We start from the raw sequence: 19,555 nt of genomic DNA, 5'->3' as shown, positions 1-19,555 counted from the left end.
AAGTCGTTGACTGCTCCCTGACGCGTCTTACGCTCGGTCGGCACGACAGGCAGCGTCACCAGACGGGCAGAGAGCCCCGCCACACCCCGCATGCCGGCCTGTACGCACCAGTGCTCGATTTCTCCAAATGGTGTGGCTACGCTGCCGCTTCATGATCACAGCGGCAGACACGCGTACTGGCGGCTCGTCCGTCCGGATCGGCGCTCTCGCACCATTGACCCGGCCGGGCTGGGTCGAGGCAGGTCAACACCTGCTGGCGGGCATGAAGTTGGCGGTGCGCGACGCCAATGACGCCGGCGGTGTGGGCGGCAGGCCGCTCGAACTGGTGGTAAGGGACACCGCGGCTGATCCGCAGCGGGCCGCGGCGGCCGTGGACGAATTGGCGCAGCTGGGCGTGGCCGCGCTGGCCGGGGAGTATCACAGCGTCGTGGCGCGCGCGGCTGCCGCCAGGGCCGACGCCCTCGGCCTGCCGTACCTGTGCTCGTCGGCGGTTCTCGATGCGCTGACCGATGAGCCGACGGAGCGGGTCGCGCGCCTGTGCCCGGCGCAGTCGCACGGCTGGCGGATCTACGCGGACTTCCTCCTCGGCGCGGGCCGCAGGCGCATCGCCGTGGCAACTCAGCCCAGTGTCTACTGGGCGACCGGTACCCGCCTGCTGCGGGAGTACCTCGCTCCCCACGGCGGTACCGTCACCGAACTCGACCTGAGCGAGCTGACTCCCTCGGCCGTCTGCGACGAACTGGCCGCCCATCGGCCGGCGGCCCTCCTCCTTCTGGTCGGTCACCCCGAACCGGCCGTACCGATCGTCACGTCCGTCCGCCGCGACCAGCGGCTCGCCGAGATCATGATCGGTGCACCGGCCGGGCAGCCGGAGTTCGCCGAATGGGCGGCCCTGCTGGGCGACGACGGCACCGCAGTCCCCTTCCTGCGCTACCTGCCCGAACACCTCACTCCCCTCGGCGCACGAGTGGAGAAGACGCTGCGCGAACGGCTCGGCCAGGCGCCCTCGTTCGTCGCCTTCGAGGGCTACGACACGATCACCGTCCTCGCCGACGCCCTGCGCACCCATGGCACGGGCCGGGCCCGCCTGGCCGAAGCCTGGCCGCGCGTCGCCGTCGACGGCACCCGTGGGCGGATCGAGTTCTCTCGCGTTCCGGGCATCAGCGTGTGGCAATGGGCATGGCCGCCCGTCCAGGTCGTCGACCGGGACCCCTCGGACCCCGGCCGCTTCCGGGTCCTGCACGCCGGCTGAGAGCGCCCGGACCGTTCTCCCACGGCACGCCACCGCGGGGTGCCCCGCGCCTCACCGCCAGCCTGATCGGAACGACGGACCCTAGCGGTTCACGGATCGCATGCCCGCCTCGTCGTACCGCTCCCCCGCCGCCTCGGGCAGCTCCGCGTCGATGCGGGCCAGGTCGTCGTGGGTCAGCACGATGTCGACCGCGGCGGCGTTCTGCTCCAGGTAGGTGCGGCGCTTGGTGCCCGGGATCGGAACCAGGTCCTCGCCCTGGGCCAGCACCCAGGCGATGGCCAGCTGGGCCGGCGTCACGTCCTTCTCCGCCGCGATCTCCTTCACCTTGGCCGCGAGCCGCTGGTTCGCCTCCAGGTTGTCGTCCTGGAAGCGCGGGTTCTGGCGGCGCCAGTCGTTCGCGTCCAGATCGTCCGGCGAGGTGAACCGGCCGGCGAGGAAACCGCGGCCGAGCGGCGAGTACGGCACGAAGCCGATCCCGAGCTCACGGCAGGTGGGCAGCACCTCGGCCTCCACATCCCGTGACCACAGCGAGTACTCGCTCTGCACCGCGGTGACCGGGTGCACGGCGTGGGCGCGCCGGATGGTCTGCGCGCTCGCCTCGCTCAGCCCGATGTAGCGCACCTTGCCCTCGGCGACCAGTTCCCCGAGCGCGCCGACGGTCTCCTCGATGGGCACGTTCGGGTCGACCCGGTGCTGGTAGTACAGGTCGATGTGATCGGTTCCCAGGCGCTGCAGCGAGCCGTGGACCGAGCTGCGGACGTGCTCGGCGGAGCCGTCCTGCGGGCCGACCGTGCTGATGTCGCCGGGTACGGCGTCATCCATCCGGTAGTTGAACTTCGTCGCGATCACGTACTGATCACGGCGCCCCTTGATCGCCTCGCCGACGAGCGACTCGTTGGTGAGCGGTCCGTACATCTGGGCGGTGTCGAGAAAATTCACCCCGAGGTCGAGGGCGCGCCGGATGGTCGCGCTCCCCTCCTCCTGGTCGGCCGATCCGTAGAAGGCGGACATGCCCATACACCCCAGGCCGATCGCCGATACCCGAAGCTCCCGCAGACTGCGCTCTTGCATGTCGTGTCCCAGCCTTTCCGTGCACACTCGTTCATCGTTCGGACGACGCGAAGTCCCTCATCCATGCAGCGACGGATTACACCGCCCGGCATCCCGGAAGAGACACCGGGCGGCACGGGCCTCGCGCCCCGGTGTCTGCGACGCTACGACTTGGAGCGCACTCCAGCGCAAGCTGACCGCTGAAGCTGCCGTTCCCTTTCCATGCGAGGGGGTGCGTTAGGGTGCTGATCTTCGGAAAGGGCTAGTGCGGCACGCTCGGATGTCCGCCCTGCGGATCACGGCGCAGGGTCGCGGTGGCGATGTCCAGGAAGTCGCGCAGCAGCTTTTCCCGGCGGTCCGCGCAGACAGCCAGGCACGTCTCCAGGTCCGGGGCGTCCGTGACCGGGAGATGGACGAGACCCTCACGTGAGTAGGATCGCGCGACGCTCAGCGGGACGAGCGCGATGCCGCGTCCCAGGGCGATGAGCTCGAACTTCTCCTCCAGTGAGGAGGTCCGCCGGGTCGGCGCGTCCAGCATCCGCTCTCCGCCGAGATCGCCGAGCGTGACCTCAGGGCGGGATGCCAGGGGATGCGCCGCCGGTACGCAGGCGACCCTCGGCTCCCTGCCGATGGGGATCGTGCGCAGCCCGGTGTCGTCGAACGGCCGCCGCAGGTACCCGACCTGGGCCCGGCCGTCCCGGAGCGGAGCGTCCTGCTCCCACCAGCGCGCCGGCACGACGTCGGTCTCCACCTCGGGGTGGCGTTCGCCGAACGCCCGGATCGCGTCCGAGACGTGCAGCCCGGGAGAGAAGGCGATCACCAGCCGCTGGACACCCCGGTCCGCGTCGTGAACGCGCCGCACCGCCGCGGTGACCGCCGCGAGGATTTCTTGCGCCTCCTGGTGAAGCTGCCGGCCGGCCGCGGTCAGCTCCACGCTGCGGGTGGTCCTCACCAGCAGCGCGCATCCCAGCTCCTGCTCGAGCGCCTTGATCTGCCGGCTGAGCACCGGCTGGGCGATGTAGAGCTGTTCCGCCGCCCGGCCGAAGTGCCGGTGCTCGGCCACCGCGGCGAAGTAGCGGAGCTTGCGCAGATCCAGATCCATACCTTCACGGTATCAATCGTCGGGGAAGGTATTGGACCGCCGCAGGGGACGGCACGGAGACTCGACACATGATCGTCATCACCGCTCCCACCGGACAGATCGGCGCCCGGCTGCTGGACATCCTGCTCGACCGGGCCCCCGCTCACGGGGAAGAACTGCGCGTCGTCGTGCGCGATCCCGCACGGCTCCCCGACGACGTCAGGTCGCGCGTGGACGTCGTCACCGGCTCGCACGGCGACACCGACGTCGTGGACCGGGCCTTCGCCGGCGCGCACGCCGTCTTCTGGCTCGCCCCGCCGAACCTGCGGGCGTCAAGCCTGGACGAGGTGTACGTCGACTTCACCCGGCCCGCCGCGAAGGCGTTCGCGGCCCACGGGGTCGGACACGTCGTCGGCGTCTCGGCGCTCGGGCGCGGCACCCCCGTCGCCGACCGCGCCGGACAGGTGACGGCCTCCCTCGCCATGGACGACCTCATCGCGGGTACGGGCGTGGCCCACCGCGCGCTGGCCAACCCCACCTTCATGGACAACCTGCTGTGGCAGGCGGCGTCGATCCGCGACGACGGCGTGTTCACCGGCCCCCTCGCCGCCGACCGCAAGGCGCCCCTCGCCGCCACCCGGGACATCGCCGAGGCCGCCGCCGGCCTTCTCCTCGACCGCTCGTGGACCGGCACGGGCGAGGTCCCCGTGCTCGGCCCCGAGGACCTGTCGGCCGACGACATGGCGCGTGTCATGTCCGAGGTGCTCGGCCGTCCGGTCCGCTACGAACGGCAGTCGCTCGAGGTCGTACGCGCCGGGCTCCTCGCCCGCGGGACGGCTCCCGAGATCGCCGAGGCGTTCGTCGACATGGTGCGCGCCAAGGGCGACGGCCTGGACGACGGCGTGCGACGCACTCCGGCGAACGCGGGTCGCACGACGTTCCGGGAATGGTGCGAGGAGGTTCTCAAGCCGGCGGTCCACGGGTGAGCGCCGCCCTCACCGTCAGCGGCTAGCGGTCGGTCCCCGGGCGAGCGCCGCCCTCACCGTCAGCCGGCAGCGGTCGGTCCACGTGTGAGCGCCGCCGACGCCGTCAGCTGGTGGCGGTGGCGGTGGCGGTCTCAGGGGTGAGCGCCGCCGTCGCCATCAGCTGGAAGGAGTCCTCGCCGACCGTCACCTGCTCCCGACGGTGGCCCACCGCGTGCGCCGGCCTCCGGCCGAGGCTGCCGCCGCAGGCCCGGCGCCTGCCGCCTCCCGGCAGCGCTGTCTCAGCGGTCGCGCAGGGGGTCGATCACCACCCCGGGGTTCAGGATCCCCGCCGGATCGAGCACCGTCTTGGCGGCTTGGAGAGCGGAGCCGAAGAGGTCGGGGCGCTGCCGGTCGTACCACGGCCGGTGGTCGCGGCCCACCGCGTGATGGTGGGTGATGGTGGCGCCGCTCGAGATCAGCGCCTCGGACACCGCCTGCTTGATCTCGTCCCACTGCTCCACGGTCTTGCCCCATTCTCCCGCCGCGCAGATGCCGAAGTACGGGGCGGGGCCGTCGGGATAGACGTGGGTGAACCGGCAGGTCACCACACCCACGGCACCGACCTGACGCATGGCGTCCCGCGCCGCCTCGTCCACAGCCGCGCGCAGACTGTCGAACCGGTCCCAGGTGCAGGCCGTCTCGAAGGTCTCCACGATCATGCCCTGGGCGGCCAGCGCGTCGCGGTGATAGGGCATGCGCACGAAGGAGGAGCGCCAGGCGTCGGCGGCCGCGGTGCGCGCGGCCCGGTCCGCGGTCCCGGTGCCGCGCGGCGGCTCGGTCAGGGTGCCGCCGTGGTCCCGGCACAGCTCGAGCGCGCGATCCATCCAGGTGTGGACGGGGTGGTCCGCCGATTCGAAGCCGAGGAGCAGGACTGCGGTCGACGAGCCCGCGTTGATCAGCGCCTCCATCGGGTCCAGGAGCCGGCAGTTCGCGGGGTCCAGTCCGGACTGGGACAGGGCGCGCACGGCCCGTACACCCGCGTCGTGGTCCGCGAAGCCCACCGAGGCGCCTGCCCTCCACCGGGGCCGTTCCTGGAGGCGGACCCAGGCCTCGGTGATCACCCCGAGCGACCCCTCGGAGCCGAGGAACAGCCGGTCGGGGGACGGTCCGGCACCCGAGCCGGGGAGCCGGCGGGTGGCGACGACGCCGGAAGGGGTGATGATCCGCATGGCTTCGGTCAGGTCGTCGATGTGGGTGAGGTGCGTGGCGAAATGGCCCCCCGCCCGGGTAGCCAGCCAGCCGCCGAGGGTGGAGAACTCGAAGGACTGAGGGAAGAAGCGCAGGGTGTGCCCCGTGGGCCTCAACTGCTCTTCCAGATGCGGCCCGAAGACCCCGGCCTGGACGAGCGCGGCGCGGCTGGTGGTGTCCACTTCGAGAACCCGGTCCATCGAGGTGAGGTCGAGGCTGACCACGCCGGCGTATTCGTCGCCCACGCGGGGTTCGACGCCTCCGACCACCGAGGATCCGCCGCCGAAGGGTATGACGGCGATGCCGGCGTCGTTGCACCAGTCGAGCACGTCCACGACCTGCTCTTCCGATGTGGGGCGCACGACGAGGTCGGGTACATGGGGCAGCCTCCCCAGCAGTGCCCGCACGACATCGCGGAATGCCTGGCCGTGACTGTGCGCGAGCCGGTCGCGGACGTCCTCCGAGACGATGGACGCCAGCGCCCGCGGCGCCCGGACCCTGCTCGCGCCCACGCCGAACGACTCGACCGGAGGGGCCTCGTGCACGGTGAGGTCCGCACCCGGCAGCAGTTCCGCGGTGCGACGGGTGAGTTCTGCACGCTCATCGGCCGTTACGGCGTCCTCGACGTTTCCCCATCCCCACCATGAGCGCGTCTTGCTGTGCACCGGCACACCGCCTATCTGAACGCAGGGTAAGTTACCAGACAGTCACATTTGCAGGGGATGGCAGCATGAGCAAGCAGCAGAACGCCCCGCGCACGGTCGGCACCAAGGGGATGCCACGAAAAGAGCGGGAACGGCTGATCCTGGACGCGGCGGCCGAGGAATTCGGCAGCCGGGGCTACGCGCGCGGGTCGACGGCGGTGGTGGCCGCGCGCGCGGGCATCAGCAAGCCGATGATCTACGAGTACTTCGGCTCCAGGGACGGCCTCTACCTGGCCTGCCTGGACTCCGCCGGAGCCCGCCTCGTCGCGGCCGTTGAATCCGCCCAGCAGGGGCCGCCGGACATCACGCGCGCTGTGCGAACCCTGCGGGCCGTCTTCCGGGCGCTCGAGTCACGCGTGCACGACTGGCAGCTCGTGTACGACCCGACTCTGCCGCCGGACGGTGACCTGCATTCCGCGGCGGCCGGGTACCGGCGGAGGCTCAACCGCATGGGCGCGGTCGGCGTGGCGGAATTCCTTCACTCCGCCCAGGCCGACGAACCACTCGACGCCGACCTCGCCACGCATCTTTGGTACGGAACGGTGAGCGCCGCGGTCGCCTGGTGGCGGCACCACCCCGAGCAGAGCGCTGACGACATGACCGCGCGATTCCAGCGGATCCTGGCGGTGCTGGATCCTCGGATCCGGTGACGTCCGGGCCGCTCGGATGGTTGGTGCCGGCCCTCCGCCTGTGCCACGTCAGATGAAGGGTTCTCCCCCTGACCCGTGATGCCGTTCGCGTAGCCGGCGTTCTTCACGAGCGGACAAGCTGGAGCGCCTTCTTCAAGTTGTGCTCGGCGATACCCGCCATGAGCCGTCTGTCGGGGAAGTCCCCGTCGAGCAGCCTGAGTGGACCCGCCGTCAGCGACAGCCGCTGCGCCAGCGTGTACAGCGCAAGCCGGTTCTCGTCCAGTCCGTCCGCTGCCAGAGACCTGTACGAGTCGCCGAAGCGGATGCGGAGAAACACGTGCTCCCACTCGACGTCGAAGTACATGGCACCCTCGATGTCGATCAGTACGGGCCTTGCCGCCGCGTCCACCAGCACGTGGTCGGGCCCCATCTCGCCGTGCACGACCGAGTACTCCGCCCGTGGCCGGACCGCGTCTGCCAGCTCCCGCAGCCGCTCCTCCACCCGGTCACGGGCATCTTCGATCCGCCGATCACGCGACGCCCCCTCGGCGAGGTCCCGCCGCGCACGCGCCAGAACGACCTCTTCACACGAGGTCCCCAGCGACGTCGCGCCTGCGTCCACGACGGCCACCTTGCCGTAGGTGACAGCCCGATGGTGCCGCATCGCCTCCAGGGCCTCCCTGAGGCGCCCCATGACCGGGGCCGCTGCGCGCGGGTCCCGGGCAAGCAGTGCTTCCAGGCTCTCACCCCGGAGATCCTCGACGATCGCGAGGTCGGCCGGACAGTGGGTGCCGTCGCGGTCCACGTGACGGATCGCCGGGACGCGGACGCCGAGCGCGTCGAGACGCGCGTGCGCGGACTCGAACAAGTCGAGCCCGAGGCCGGGCGAGAACGTGTCGGCAAGGTCGTCGTCGCCCTCGGTCGCCGGCCAGTAGTTCTCCTCGTCGTCCCACAGATACGCGATCGCAGTCGTGGCATCGTCCAGCAGCAGGCGGTAGACGCCCTTCTTGCTGCCGCCGGCAACTCGCTCGACCCCCTCCAGCCTCCGCCCCCGGCCGAACGCGGCCCGCGCCGCTGCCGCCAACTGCTCCCGCCTTACTGCGCTCAGAGCCACGTTCTGCACCACCTCTCGGCGCGGCGGAGCTTACGGTTTGTGGGTTACCCAGAGCAGTTCCGCCGGCCAGCGGTGTGCCCAGTCGGGTGGGTCGGTTTCGTTGTAGCCGTTGGGTGTTCCGAGTTCGGGCCGCGGCTCGATGAGGTCGTCGATGACGAGACCCGCGCCGCGCAGGACCTTGACCCAGTCGCCGTAGGTGAGCTGATAGCTGGTCGCGCCGGCGTCTTCGGCGATGCTGTTCAGCCCGAAGTAGTCCTTCTGCAGCGTCGTGGTCACCCGGCTGTTGGCTTCGTCGTAGCAGGCTTCGAACCATGGGCTGGCCACGTTGAACACCAGGCGCCCGCCTCGGCCCAGGACGCGTGCGGCCTGCGGGACGGCCAGATGCGGGGGCGCCCAGCTGAGCCCACCGAAGTCGCAGAACACCAGGTCGAAGCTGCCGGCGGCGAAGGGGAGTTGTTCGGCGGCGCCTTGCACCAGCGGGTAGCGGGCCGCTCCCATCGCGCGTGCCGCCGCGGCGAGTTGGGCCTCCGACAGGTCGAGCCCGACCACCGTGGCACCCTCGGCGGCGAGCGCCCTGGACCACTGGCCGGCGCCGCAGCCGAGTTCGAGGACGCGCTTGCCGGTGACGTCGCCCAGGGCTTGCAGGTGCGCGTCAGGGATGGAGTACATGCCCCACAGCCGGGGTGTGGCGCCGATTTGCGGATCGCGCTCGTGCTGGTAGGCGCTGCTGATCTGGTTCCAGAACCGCCGGTTGGCGGGGATGCTGTCCACGTGCCGACTCCAGCATGCCTGCCGAAGGCGGTCAACACGATTAGGGCACCGGCCGGCCCTCGCCTCGGTCCGTCCCCGGCTCGGCCCATGATCCGCCGGACGAGCCGTGATCCTCGCACCCTTTGATCTCGTCTCCGCATCCGTCCACGTCCTCAAAGTCGACGGCGTTGAACCGCCACAACACCGTGACCCCCGCCTCCCGCGAACGAAGTTGATGCTGCGCACCGGCGGAGTGTTCGTATCCCTCACTGGAGCGCCTCGCTGCTCCGTTCGGCCACGAGCACACCGCGCAAGGGGAACGCGACCAGCAGTGCGGCCGCGACGAGGAAGCTGCTTGCCCACAACGGTCCGAGGTCGCCGAGGGTGGTCGCCGCGATGAGAGGTCCGGTGGCGGCGCCGACGTTGAGAGCCGTGGTCGCGTAGGAACCGCCCAGGGCGGGGGCTCCGGACGCCTCGTACAGGACCCGCGTGATCAGCATGCTGCCCACGGCGAACGACAGCGCGCCTTGGACGAACACGAGGGCGAGCAGAGCGACCGGCCGGTCGGCCAGCACGGCCAGGGCCGGCCAGCCGATGAGCAGCAGCGGACCGCCGGCTGCGACGACCAGTCCCGGGCGCCGGTCGGACAGCCGCCCGGCGACGGTGACGCCTACGAAGGATCCGGCGCCGAAGAGCACCAGGACGACCGGGATCCACAGCTCGCCCAGCCCGGCGGTGCCGGTCACGACCGGGGCGAGGAAGGTGAAGCTCGCGAAGGTGGCCGCGTTCACCAGCGCGCCGAGCAGCATGACCAGGAGCAGCCGCGGACTTTTGAGCTGCGCGAGTTCCGCTCGCAGCGGCGGTCCGCCAGCCGGGTTCTTGGGCCCGCGTCGCGCCGGGATTGCGGTGAGGATGCCGACGGCCGCGGGCACGCAGAGCACGGTGACGGCCCAGAACGTGGCTCGCCAGCCGAGCCATGTGCCGAGCGCCGATCCGCCGGGGACGCCGGCGATGGTGGCCACGGTGGTGCCCGACAGCAGTACGGCGAGTGCGCGTCCCTTCTGGTCAGCAGGGGCCAGAGTGGTGGCAGTCGTCAGAGCGACGGCGAGGAACCCGGCATTCGCGAGCGCTGCGGCCACCCGGGTCGCACACAGCACCGGGAAGCTCGAAGTGGCGGCGCCCACGGCGTGGGCTGCCGAGAACAGCACGACGAATCCGAACAGGCTCGACCGTGCGGGCCAGTGGCGGGCAATCCCTGCCATGAGCGGGGCACCGACGGCCATGCCGATCGCGAAGGCCGAGGTGAGCATGCCGGCTGCCCCGACGGTGACGCCGAGGTCCGAAGCGATGTCCGGCAGGAGGCCGGCGAGCATGAACTCCGAGGTGCTCATGGCGAAGACCGCCAGGGCAAGCAGGTACAGCGGGAAAGGCATCGAGTGGCTCCGAGGTGAGGAGAAGCACGAGAAGGTCATCTCGTCACCGCGGTCAGCCCCGAGGGGCACACGCGTCCGGCCGTAGCACGCGGCGGGGCGGCGGGACTACGGACTCAGTGGTGCAGGGGGCTGACGGCGTGACCGAAAGCCCCCACCCTGTCTGACTCAGGACTCGACACAGCTTGCACGCTACCCGGCTCGCGCCCACCGAGGCACCTGCATTTCTCGCCGATGTGCGGGGCACCTTGCTCACCGGCGCCCGCGACGGCAACACCGCTCACCCGCGCATCCTGCCGGATCCTGGGAAGCACGTCGCTGAGGAATCGGCTGTGCAGCGCAGGGGCGTCAATGGCATCTCTTTCCGACGGGAGGAAAGTCGCGAGCCTGTGGTTCTCCTGCTGTTACGCCCGCTGGTGCTGTGGGGGCCGCTGCCGGCGGTGCTGACGCTGGCGTACCGGCGCCGCCGACGCGGGGACGCGTGGCTGCGGCCGCCCGCTGATGTCCTGCCTGGACGATGACCTAGCGCACGGGGAAGCCGAAGGAATAGCCCTGCCCCTTGAGCCAGGGCAGGACCTGGCGCAGGGCTTCGACCGTCTGGGAACGGTCGCCGCCCGCGTCGTGGAACAGGATCGTCGGCCCGTTGGGCACCTCCCGCTCGACGGTGGCGACGATCGCGTTCGTACCCGGCCGCTCGAAGTCCTTGGAGTCCACGTTCCAGCCCAGTGGACGCATCCCCCGGGAGGCGGCCAGGGTGCGGCTGTACGGGGTGAACGCCCCGCCGGGCGCCCGGTAGTACATCGGCTTCACGCCACCGGAAGCCTCCGTGATCATGCGTTCGGCGTCGAGGATCTCCTGCGACTGGTAGGCCTGGGACTTCTTGTCCATGGTGGTGTCGTGCGACACCGAGTGGTCGCACAACCGGTGCCCGGCCGCGACCACCTTCTTGACGAGGTCCGGGTGGGCCTGCGCCTGCGTCCCCACCATGCAGAACGTGGCCTTCACCCCGTACTTCTCGAGCACGTCCAGCACCTGGGGGGTCCACACTGGGTCGGGGCCGTCGTCGATGGTGATGTTCACACCACGGGGACCCTTGTCGGAGGAGTGCGCGATGGTCGCCGCCACCGCCTGCGGGGCAGCGCCCGGCTTGGCCGGCACGGACGCCCGCGGCGGAGTGCGGTCCGCGGTATCGGCCTGCGCCGTCCACACCGCGGCACCGGCAGCCAGCAGCGTCACCCCGAGTGCCGCCCCGACCGTCCTGCCGTACCAGCCCCGTCCGCCGCTGTGACGCGCCATGTCCGCCCCCTGCTTCCCCTGGGTTCCTCAACCGCCGTCGGCCGCTGTGCGACCACCTGACAGGACGAGGAAAAGGTGCCTGCGGATCCGTCTGTTACCGATCACGGACAATTCCGGGAAGGGTCGCCGACAACTCGGCGGCCGGCAACGGCCGGAGTCCGGTCCGATTGTCCAACTCGTCTGAAAAACGCAGGACATGCGCGCTCGCTTCGTCCGGAGGCCGGGAGGGCACAGGACTGGTTCATCGGTGGCACGCCCGTGGTGCGGCGGCCCGTTTCAGGGGGAGCGGCCGGGCCGGCCGTCGCTCCGGCGCGCGGCGGGCCTGCGCCGCGCGGCGGACACTGGGCCTTATGACCCACACTCGTGCGCCCGCCGCTCCTCCACCCGGCCGCCGCACCGTGCTGGCGGCCCTCGCCGGTGTCGTGGTCGGCGCGGCGTGTTCCGCCCGTACCGCCTCGGCCGCGTGCCCGTCGCACCCGTCCCAGAGGTCCACGACCGGCGGCGGTACGCCGTCGCCCTCCCCCGCTCTGCCGCACACCACGCCCTGGCGGCCCACGTCCGCGGAGGTGCAGCCGGCGGCGAAGCTGCGGGCCGTGCAGGTGGTGGAGGCGATCGGTGCCTGGGGCGAGGGGCAGGGCGGGACGGCTGCGGCGCGGGCGAGAGTGGCCGGGCTAGGGCTGCCGGCGGCCCTCGTCGGCCAGGCGGGACCGCTGCTGCCGGCAGCGGACCAGGCCGCGCTGCAGGTCGTGGACGCGCAGTACGGCGGCATCCTGTCGCGGTCCGCCAGCGTGCTGGTGGTGTGCCGGCAGTGGATCCGGCACGGCGGCAGGGTGGTCGCCGCGGGGACGACGGTCGACGTACGGCTGGCCCGGTCGGGGTCCGGCTGGACGGTCGACGCCCTGCACCCGGCGCACCCGGGGCCGGCCGTCCGGTCACTGGCGCCGGATGTCCGGGCCGTGCTGTCCGACGACCGGATCGTGTTGCCGCCGGCCGCGGCCGCGGACCTGCGCAGCGGTCAGGTGCACACCAGTGTGGCGAAGGCGATGCTCGCGCTGGCGCGGACGTACCGGCTGGAGGTGAGCGTGGTGCGTTCCGGACACCCACTGGACGTGTTCGGCACGAGCAGGCCCAGCGACCATCCGCACGGCCGCGCCTTCGACGTGTGGCGGATCGACGGGCACGCGGTCGTCGATCCCGCGACACCGCGGAGCCTGCTCGAACGGTTCATGCGGGACGCGGCGGCGGCCGGGTCCTACAACGTCGGCGGCCCGGTCCTGCTGTCGGGCGGCGGCCCCGGCCAGTTCTTCAGCGACGCCACCCATCACGACCACGTGCACGTCGGCTTCCGCACCTGACGGCGACGAGGCGGCCGGCCTTCACACCGCTGCGTCCCAGCTGCGCGTACTGCGTGCCGTGAGCCCCTTCAGGAGGCGGCCGTCATCCGACGACGCGTGCAGCTCTCGGGTGAGTGCGGGCAGCACCGGAAGGTTCGTCGCCCGCCTGGCGTTCCTCCACCCCGGCATCACCGAGGAGACGGTCCGATCGATCGTCGCCTCCCTCGCCGACGGCGCCTGACGCGCGCCGGAGCACCGCTGCCGTAGTACCCCGGTACCACCCGCCCGACCTGGTTCATCTCCCGGTACCACCGGATCCGGCCGATCTTGGACCTAGCGTGAGAAAGGAGGCGCCGGGCGTTGTGGGCGCCGGAGCCCGAGAGAGAGAACGCCAATGATCGAGGCACAGCAGCTCACCAAGAGGTACGGGGAAAAGACCGCCGTCGACGGTCTGGACTTCACCGTGAAGCCGGGCACGGTGACCGGATTCCTGGGGCCCAACGGTGCGGGCAAGTCCACGACGATGCGCATGATCGTCGGTCTGGACGCGCCGACCTTGGGCTCCGTCACGGTGAACGGCCGGCGCTACGCCCGCCACGAGGCGCCGCTCCAGGAGGTGGGCGCGCTGCTGGAGGCCAAGTCGATCCACCCCGGCCGCTCGGCCCGCAACCACCTCCGTGCCCTCGCGCTGACCCACGGCATCCCGCGCCGCCGGGTCGACGAGGTCGTCGAACTCGCCGGTCTCGGCAGCGTCGCGAACAAGCGGGCCGGTGCCTTCTCCCTCGGCATGGGCCAGCGGCTGGGCATCGCGGCCGCCCTGCTCGGCGACCCGCAGACCGTGATGCTGGACGAGCCTGTCAACGGGCTGGACCCCGAGGGCGTCCTGTGGATCCGCAATCTGCTCACCTCCCTCGCGGCGGAGGGGCGCACGGTGTTCGTCTCCTCGCATCTGATGAGCGAGGTGGCGCTGGTGGCCGATCACCTGATCGTCGTCGGCCGGGGACGACTCCTGGCCGACACCACCGTGCGGGACCTGGTCCGCGAGGCCGGCGGTGACACCGTGCGGGTCGCGACGAACGACCCCGCACGGCTGCGGGACGTGCTGGCCGGGCCGGGCGTGGAGATCACCGGACGCATCGGTTCGGAGGAGCTGCAGGTGAGCGGGCTCTCCGCCCGCGAGATCGGCCTGAAGGCGGCCGAGCACGCCATCCCCCTGTTCGAGCTGACCACCAAGGCGGTGTCGCTGGAGGAGGCGTTCATGGAACTGACCCGGGACGCCGTGGAGTACCACGGCTCCACGACCGGCACCGAGACCTCCGGGAGCGCGGCATGAGCACCCTCACGGCAACCCCCCAGACCCCTGAGACACCTGGGACCGCCGCGGCCGCCGCGCCCCGGCCCGTCCACCGGGTGACCGGACGGCGCGTGCTGTCCTCGGAGTGGGCCAAGCTCTGGTCCCTGCGCTCCACCTGGATCACTCTCGGCCTGGGCCTGCTGTTCCTCGTCGCCTTCGGCGTCATCGCGGCGAGCCACTACAAGTCCGGCCTCGGCTCCGGCCGGCCCATGGAGCGTGACTTCGCCAGCTCGACCGCGGTGAGCCTGTCCCTCTTCGGCACGAACTTCGCTCAGCTCGCCCTCGGTGTGCTCGGCGTGCTGGTCACGGCGGGCGAGTACTCCACCGGCATGATCCGCTCGACACTGGCCGCGGTGCCGCGCCGGCTGCCCGTGCTCTGGTCCAAGGCGGCGGTGTTCGGCCTGGTCGCGCTGGTGATCGCGACGGCCGGCGCGTTCGTCGCCTTCCTCATCGGCAGCCGGATCGTCTCGGGCACGCCCGCCGCCATGGGCCTCGGCCATGCCGGCGTGGTCCGCAGCCTGCTGGGCGCCGGGCTCTACCTCGGTCTGGTCGGCGTCATCGGCACCGCCCTGGGCGCGCTGCTGCGGTCGGTGGCCGGCGGCATCTCCGTCCTGGTCGCCGCCCTCATGCTCGTGCCCGGACTGGTCTCCCTGCTGCCCAGCTCGTGGCAGGGAGACATCGCCCCCTACCTCCCCAGCAACGCGGGCCAGTCACTCTTCGCCCTGACGCACGACACGACCACCCTGTCGCCGGTCGCCGGACTGCTGGTCTTCCTCGGCTGGACGGGCCTGGCGCTGGCCGGCGCGGCGTACCGGCTGCTGCGCAGCGACGTCTGAGCGGCAGCCACCCGCATCATGGTCCGGTGACCTCCATGACCACCGAAGATCTCAGCGGGATGGGACCGCTGGTCGCCCGGCTCGGCCGGGCCGGCCAGCGCCTCCGGCATGCCGACCGGGCGCGTCCGTGGGTGCTGGACAGCGCGGTGGTGGTCGTTGTCTTCCTGCTGTTCTGCCTGCCGGACCTGCTGCACGCGGTCGGCGTGATCGGCGGGGCCGGCGACGGCGACGGCCCGCGCCGCTTCCGTCTGGTGTTCACCCGGTTGCCGGTCGCGGGCATGCTCGCCCTGCAGGCCGGGCTGGTGCTGCCGCTGCTGTGGCGCCGCCGGGCACCCGCCGTCGCCTTCGGCGCCGTCACGGCGGTGTTCGTCCTGCAGTGGTCCCTCGGCGCCGCACTCCGCGCGGACGTCGCCCTCTTCGTCGCCCTGTACAGCCTCGCCCTGCACGGGCGGCTGCGGCAGCTGCCCTGGGCCTGCGCCGTCACAGCGGGTGCGCTGAGCCTGGTCGCGGCGCGGGCGGCGGGAGCGATGTCGGTCTGGGACGCGCAGTTCTTCCTGCTCAGCACGGCGACCGCGGCACTCGCCCTCGGCATGGTGATCCGTATCCGGCGGGCCCAGCTCGCCGGGCTGCGCGAGCGCGCGACACGGCTGGAGATCGAACGCGACCAGCGGGACAGACTCGCTGTCGCCTCCGAACGGGCCCGGGTGGCCCGGGAGATGCACGACATCGTCGGCCACAACCTGTCCGTCATCATCACCCTCGCCGACGCGGGAGCCTATGCCGCAGGCGCCGCTCCTGAACGGGGCAAGGAGGCCCTGCACCTCATCGGGGACACCGGCCGTCAGGCCCTGAGCGAACTGCGCCGAGTGCTCGGCGTCCTGCGCGAGGCCGACGGCTCGACGGCCGAGCCCGAGCTGAGCCCGCAGCCCGGTGTCACGGACCTCGACGCGCTGTGCGAGGCGGTGCGCGCCGCGGGCCTGGAGGTCGTCTACCGTACGGCCGGGGACATCGACGCCCTCGACAGCGGGGTGCAGCTGACGGTCTACCGCATCGCGCAGGAGGCCCTGACGAACACCCTGAAACACGCCGGCACCGGCGCGCCTGCGAACCTGGCCGTCGTCGTGGAGGACACACGGCTGACCGTCACCGTCCAGGACTCCGGGCCGCCTGCCACGGCCGGCCGTCCCCGCACGGCGAACGAGGAAGGACACGGCCTGGTGGGCATGCGGGAACGAGCGGCGCTCTACGGCGGTCACGTCAGTTCGAGCCCCACGGGCGCCGGCTGGACGGTACGGGCCGACCTCGACCTCACCCCCCAGGACGGTGCCCCGTGACGACCGTGCTGATCGTGGACGACCAGCCGCTCCAGCGGTACGGCTTCCGCATGCTCCTGGAGTCGGTGCCCGAGACCGAGGTGGTCGGCGAAGCCGGGCACGGAGCCGAAGCCGTGCGCATGGCGGCCCAACTGCGTCCCGACGTCGTCCTCATGGACGTACGCATGCCCGGGATGGACGGCATCGAGGCCACCCGCCGGATCGTCGCCGCCGGTGACCGCTCCCGCGTCCTCGTCCTGACCACCTTCGACATCGACGAGTACGTGTACGCCGCCCTGCGCGCCGGAGCCAGCGGGTTCCTCCTCAAGGACGCCCGCCCCGACGAGCTCCTGGCAGGCATCCGCGCGGTGGCGGCCGGAGACGCCGTGATCGCTCCCACGCTCACCCGCCGCCTCCTGAAGGAGTTCGCCCGCCTCGTGCCACCCCCCGGCGACGGCTGCGCCGAGGATTTGAGGCTGGCCTCCCTCACCGACCGCGAGCGCGAGATCCTCGTCGCCATCGGCAAGGGCTGGAGCAACAGCGAGATCGCCGGCCGTTTCGTCCTCGCGGAGTCCACGGTGAAAACCCACGTCGGGCGCGTCCTGTCCAAGATCGGCGCCCGCGACCGCATCCAGGCGGTGATCTTCGCTTACGACCACGGCCTGACCCGGCCACAGGGAGACACCGTCTGAGGATGGCCACTCAAGCCGCTCCGGACGACGGCGCGGTGCACAGTGCCATCGGCGACAGGACGGATCCGGCAGCGGGCTCGACGGTGGTGCTGCCACCGGGACGGCCACCGTGGCCCCCGCGGCCGTTGCCCGCCGCCCACGGGCTCGGCCGGCCGGTGCACTGCGAGCGCGCCCACGCGTGCCCGCAAGCGGCGAGAGGCCACCGATCGGCGGATCCTGGCCTATGTCAGATCTGTGGTGATTTCTCCTAGGGTCATGGGGACGAGATGTGTATCGAGCGGAGTCGGTGTGCGTGAGCGATCGGATGACGACGGCATGACGGCGGACACCCCGGACGAGGGGCTCCCACAAGCCGGTGAGGAGAAGACGCTGTGGGACATCGCGGCAGCGATGCGCAAGCTCGGTCCGCTGGCGAGCATGGCCCAGGTCGCTCGCGAGGCCGGGCTCACACCGGCCGCGCTCTACCAGCGCTTCCCCACCCCTGACGTCCTGCGCAGCAGACTGGCCGAGGCCTTCTACGACCGGCTGCTGGCCCACGCCGAGCAGATCCCCAGCCTGCCGGTCGACCAGCAGCTGGAACGCTTCCTGCGCACCGTCGGCCTCCACCTGGCCCTCAGCCACAGCGTCCTGCCGGATGCGTTCGGCGAGATGGCGTCCCCCGCACAACGTGAACGCATCTACGCCCTCACCGCCGACCTGCTGGAGCAGAGCAAACAAGCCGGTGCGGTGGCCGCCGACGTCGCCCTGTCCGACATCGCCGCCGCCGTGTGGGGGCTGCGAGGCGTCATCGCCACGGCCGACACGCTCGCGCCCGACGCCTGGGAACGGCACCTCGATGTCCTCGTGGCCGGCTTGCGGAACCCGCACATCACCTTCAGCCGCCCGCCTCTGGACGCCGCACTCCTGGATCGCGTGATTCACAGATCCTCGTCGTGAGGATCCGTCCTCCGGGTCAGATGCGGGGATCGATCTCCGCCAGCAGGTACGCGCAGTCCGCCCGTACTGTGCCGTCGGCTGCCGTGTGTGCGGCGAAGACGTCGGCGAGGTCGTGGTGCAGGGCGAGCCAGGCGCCCTCGGCCTCCAGGCGGTCGCGCTCGACCTGGAGGTGACCGGCGGTGCGGACCCAGAACTCGGCCGCCTCGACGGGCGAGTCGAAGGCGAACGGCACATGCCCGGTCGTCGCCGACATCACGGCGGCGCCGTGAGCGGTGAACAGCGCGCGGACGTACGCCTCGTCGCCCCACCGTGCGGGCGGCGTGCCGCCGGGCGGCGGGGTCGGCAGGTAGGCGGCGATCGCCCGGTTCGCGGCGGCCATGAGACCGTCCGGCGTCCACGCGGCGGACACGATGCGCCCGCCGGGGGCGCAGGCGCGTACCAGGGCTGCGGCGGCCTCGGCGTGGTCAGGTGCGTACATGGCGCCGAACACGGTGACGACGCGGTCGTAAGTGCCGGGCAGGCAGGCGGTGTCGGCGCTTCGGAACGTGACCGGCAGCTCCTCCTCCCGCGCCCGGTCGGCGGCGGCCGCCAAGAGCTGCGGCGTGGGGTCGACGGCGGTCACGACGGCTCCGGTGCGGGCGGCCGCGAGGGCGGCGTTTCCGGTGCCCGTACCGACGTCCAGGACGGTTGTGCCGGGACCGGGCGCGGCGGCTGCGACGGTCCGTTCCGCGGCGGGGACGAGAAGGCGGGCCATCGCGGGGTAGTCGCCGGCCGCCCAGGTGGAAGTGTTCGAGAAGGTCACGCTTCGAGCGTCCTATGGTCGGGGGTGCCGGGGTGGTACAAGATCTGGACCAGGGGGTCGGATGCGGCGCGGAATCGAGTACTGCCCCGTAACGGCCGGGGTCGAGGCAGTCGGCGATCGCTGGACACTGCTCGTCCTGCGCGAACTGCTTCTCGGCTCGGAGCGGTTCAACGACCTGCACCGTGGACTGCCCGGCATCAGCCGGAGTCTGCTCTCGTCGCGGCTGCGCCGGATGCGCGCTCACGGGCTCGTGGCCCGCGTGACGGATGACGCCGGGCGGCCCGCGTACCGGCTGACGGCCGCCGGCGCCGCGCTCGAACCGCTCGTCTGGCAGCTCGGCGACTGGGCGCGCCGCTGGTCCTTCGGCGACCCCGTGCGCGAGCAGCTCGACGCCGGGTGGTTGCTGTGGCGGCTGCGGCAGTACGTGCGGTCCGAGACGCTGCCGGGGCGGCGGGTGGTCGTGGAGTTCGTGCTCCGGCGGGACGGGGGCGCGGTGCCGGACGAACGTGCGTGGCTGGTGCTGTCGGGGCGGGGCTCGGGGGACGACGTGAGCGCGTGCCGGGTGCATCCGGGGTACGACGTGGACGTATGGGTGAGCGCCGACCTGGCCGAGATGCACCGGCTCGTCGCCGGTACGAGCACACTCGAGGGGGCGCGGCGGGCGGGGCTCCTGCGGCTGGACGGCGAGCCGCGACTGGTCGCGGAGTTTGCCGGCTGGTTCGCGTGGCGGACGCCGGGCGGCGGGGGCGCGTAGTTCCGCTCCGGGAAA

The 19,555-nt window shown here is 71.8% G+C and carries 18 protein-coding genes; 10 read left to right on the top strand and 8 right to left on the bottom strand.

The window, feature by feature from the left end; all coding sequences use genetic code 11:
• The first annotated feature begins 151 nt into the window (after positions 1–151).
• Complete coding sequence (locus ACZ67Q_RS06175; protein WP_471177053.1) at positions 152–1,252, top strand: ABC transporter substrate-binding protein; 1,101 nt, start codon at positions 152–154, stop codon at positions 1,250–1,252.
• An 81-nt stretch (positions 1,253–1,333) separates the two neighbouring features.
• Here ACZ67Q_RS06175 and ACZ67Q_RS06170 read toward each other — a convergent pair whose 3' ends face one another.
• Both ACZ67Q_RS06170 and ACZ67Q_RS06165 read right to left on the bottom strand, forming a co-directional pair.
• Positions 1,334–2,323 carry an aldo/keto reductase gene (locus ACZ67Q_RS06170; RefSeq protein WP_471177050.1) on the bottom strand — a complete coding sequence of 330 codons (990 nt, stop codon included), beginning with the start codon at positions 2,321–2,323 and terminating at the stop codon, positions 1,334–1,336.
• A gap of 241 nt (positions 2,324–2,564) precedes the next feature.
• Complete coding sequence (locus tag ACZ67Q_RS06165; protein ID WP_471177048.1) at positions 2,565–3,404, bottom strand: LysR family transcriptional regulator; 840 nt, start codon at positions 3,402–3,404, stop codon at positions 2,565–2,567.
• Between the two features lie 68 nt (positions 3,405–3,472).
• Between ACZ67Q_RS06165 and ACZ67Q_RS06160 the strand changes: the two genes are divergently transcribed.
• Positions 3,473–4,369, top strand: coding sequence for an NmrA family NAD(P)-binding protein (locus ACZ67Q_RS06160; RefSeq protein ID WP_471177045.1), 897 nt, complete (start codon positions 3,473–3,475; stop codon positions 4,367–4,369).
• 278 nt (positions 4,370–4,647) lie between these two features.
• Here ACZ67Q_RS06160 and ACZ67Q_RS06155 read toward each other — a convergent pair whose 3' ends face one another.
• Positions 4,648–6,261, bottom strand: a complete 1,614-nt coding sequence (locus ACZ67Q_RS06155; protein WP_471177043.1) for an FAD-binding oxidoreductase — start codon at positions 6,259–6,261, stop codon at positions 4,648–4,650.
• Positions 6,262–6,326: 65 nt separating this feature from the next.
• Here ACZ67Q_RS06155 and ACZ67Q_RS06150 point away from each other — a divergent pair, with 65 nt between their 5' ends.
• Positions 6,327–6,950, top strand: a complete 624-nt coding sequence (locus ACZ67Q_RS06150) for a TetR/AcrR family transcriptional regulator (RefSeq protein WP_471177041.1) — start codon at positions 6,327–6,329, stop codon at positions 6,948–6,950.
• A gap of 103 nt (positions 6,951–7,053) precedes the next feature.
• On the opposite strand, the gene ACZ67Q_RS06145 is transcribed toward ACZ67Q_RS06150, so the two are convergent.
• The 4 genes from ACZ67Q_RS06145 to ACZ67Q_RS06130 form a co-directional block, all read right to left on the bottom strand.
• Positions 7,054–8,043 carry a phosphotransferase family protein gene (locus ACZ67Q_RS06145; protein ID WP_471177726.1) on the bottom strand — a complete coding sequence of 330 codons (990 nt, stop codon included), beginning with the start codon at positions 8,041–8,043 and terminating at the stop codon, positions 7,054–7,056.
• Positions 8,044–8,073: 30 nt separating this feature from the next.
• Positions 8,074–8,814 carry a class I SAM-dependent methyltransferase gene (locus ACZ67Q_RS06140; protein WP_471177039.1) on the bottom strand — a complete coding sequence of 247 codons (741 nt, stop codon included), beginning with the start codon at positions 8,812–8,814 and terminating at the stop codon, positions 8,074–8,076.
• Positions 8,815–9,059: 245 nt separating this feature from the next.
• The gene (locus ACZ67Q_RS06135; RefSeq protein WP_471177036.1) at positions 9,060–10,226 is read right to left on the bottom strand and encodes a Cmx/CmrA family chloramphenicol efflux MFS transporter; all 1,167 of its coding nucleotides are present in this window, start codon (positions 10,224–10,226) and stop codon (positions 9,060–9,062) included.
• 519 nt (positions 10,227–10,745) lie between these two features.
• Entirely contained in the window at positions 10,746–11,519 is a 774-nt protein-coding gene (locus ACZ67Q_RS06130; RefSeq protein WP_471177033.1) for a polysaccharide deacetylase family protein, read from the bottom strand.
• A gap of 350 nt (positions 11,520–11,869) precedes the next feature.
• Between ACZ67Q_RS06130 and ACZ67Q_RS06125 the strand changes: the two genes are divergently transcribed.
• From ACZ67Q_RS06125 to ACZ67Q_RS06100, 6 genes are all read left to right on the top strand, one after another.
• The gene (locus ACZ67Q_RS06125; RefSeq protein WP_471177030.1) at positions 11,870–12,874 is read left to right on the top strand and encodes a hypothetical protein; all 1,005 of its coding nucleotides are present in this window, start codon (positions 11,870–11,872) and stop codon (positions 12,872–12,874) included.
• Between the two features lie 373 nt (positions 12,875–13,247).
• A complete protein-coding gene (locus ACZ67Q_RS06120) occupies positions 13,248–14,186 on the top strand; it encodes an ABC transporter ATP-binding protein (RefSeq protein WP_471177027.1) in 939 nt (312 codons plus the stop codon).
• Positions 14,183–15,043, top strand: coding sequence for an ABC transporter permease (locus tag ACZ67Q_RS06115; RefSeq protein WP_471177024.1), 861 nt, complete (start codon positions 14,183–14,185; stop codon positions 15,041–15,043). The genes ACZ67Q_RS06120 and ACZ67Q_RS06115 overlap by 4 nt, the downstream gene beginning before the upstream one ends.
• Before the next feature lie 35 nt (positions 15,044–15,078).
• Positions 15,079–16,377 (top strand): sensor histidine kinase, encoded by a 1,299-nt coding sequence (locus ACZ67Q_RS06110; RefSeq protein WP_471177021.1) that lies wholly within the window; start codon positions 15,079–15,081, stop codon positions 16,375–16,377.
• Complete coding sequence (locus ACZ67Q_RS06105) at positions 16,374–17,048, top strand: response regulator (RefSeq protein ID WP_471177019.1); 675 nt, start codon at positions 16,374–16,376, stop codon at positions 17,046–17,048. The genes ACZ67Q_RS06110 and ACZ67Q_RS06105 overlap by 4 nt, the downstream gene beginning before the upstream one ends.
• Positions 17,049–17,336: 288 nt before the next feature.
• Positions 17,337–17,984: a TetR/AcrR family transcriptional regulator gene (locus tag ACZ67Q_RS06100; protein ID WP_471177016.1), complete on the top strand. Its 648-nt coding sequence runs from the start codon at positions 17,337–17,339 to the stop codon at positions 17,982–17,984.
• Positions 17,985–18,000: 16 nt separating this feature from the next.
• Here the strand turns inward: ACZ67Q_RS06100 and ACZ67Q_RS06095 are convergent, their stop codons facing one another.
• Positions 18,001–18,786: a class I SAM-dependent methyltransferase gene (locus ACZ67Q_RS06095; protein ID WP_471177014.1), complete on the bottom strand. Its 786-nt coding sequence runs from the start codon at positions 18,784–18,786 to the stop codon at positions 18,001–18,003.
• 61 nt (positions 18,787–18,847) lie between these two features.
• Between ACZ67Q_RS06095 and ACZ67Q_RS06090 the strand changes: the two genes are divergently transcribed.
• Entirely contained in the window at positions 18,848–19,540 is a 693-nt protein-coding gene (locus ACZ67Q_RS06090; RefSeq protein ID WP_471177012.1) for a winged helix-turn-helix transcriptional regulator, read from the top strand.
• Positions 19,541–19,555: the final 15 nt, after the last annotated feature.

This window comes from Streptomyces sp. NPDC036813 (assembly GCF_055609245.1).
The sequence above is the reverse complement of the archived record's forward strand: the minus strand, read 5'-3'. Positions and strand labels throughout refer to the sequence as shown.

Bases quoted from the DNA above. Each gene is read 5' to 3' on its own strand.
- ACZ67Q_RS06090 (WP_471177012.1), top strand. From the start codon at position 18,848: ATGCGGCGCGGAATCGAGTACTGCCCCGTAACGGCCGGGGTCGAGGCA.
- ACZ67Q_RS06160 (WP_471177045.1), top strand. From the start codon at position 3,473: ATGATCGTCATCACCGCTCCCACCGGACAGATCGGCGCCCGGCTGCTG.
- ACZ67Q_RS06110 (WP_471177021.1), top strand. From the start codon at position 15,079: ATGACCACCGAAGATCTCAGCGGGATGGGACCGCTGGTCGCCCGGCTC.
- ACZ67Q_RS06150 (WP_471177041.1), top strand. From the start codon at position 6,327: ATGAGCAAGCAGCAGAACGCCCCGCGCACGGTCGGCACCAAGGGGATG.
- ACZ67Q_RS06175 (WP_471177053.1), top strand. From the start codon at position 152: ATGATCACAGCGGCAGACACGCGTACTGGCGGCTCGTCCGTCCGGATC.
- ACZ67Q_RS06170 (WP_471177050.1), bottom strand. From the start codon at position 2,323: ATGCAAGAGCGCAGTCTGCGGGAGCTTCGGGTATCGGCGATCGGCCTG.
- ACZ67Q_RS06115 (WP_471177024.1), top strand. From the start codon at position 14,183: ATGAGCACCCTCACGGCAACCCCCCAGACCCCTGAGACACCTGGGACC.
- ACZ67Q_RS06125 (WP_471177030.1), top strand. From the start codon at position 11,870: ATGACCCACACTCGTGCGCCCGCCGCTCCTCCACCCGGCCGCCGCACC.
- ACZ67Q_RS06135 (WP_471177036.1), bottom strand. From the start codon at position 10,226: ATGCCTTTCCCGCTGTACCTGCTTGCCCTGGCGGTCTTCGCCATGAGC.
- ACZ67Q_RS06165 (WP_471177048.1), bottom strand. From the start codon at position 3,404: ATGGATCTGGATCTGCGCAAGCTCCGCTACTTCGCCGCGGTGGCCGAG.
- ACZ67Q_RS06120 (WP_471177027.1), top strand. From the start codon at position 13,248: ATGATCGAGGCACAGCAGCTCACCAAGAGGTACGGGGAAAAGACCGCC.
- ACZ67Q_RS06130 (WP_471177033.1), bottom strand. From the start codon at position 11,519: ATGGCGCGTCACAGCGGCGGACGGGGCTGGTACGGCAGGACGGTCGGG.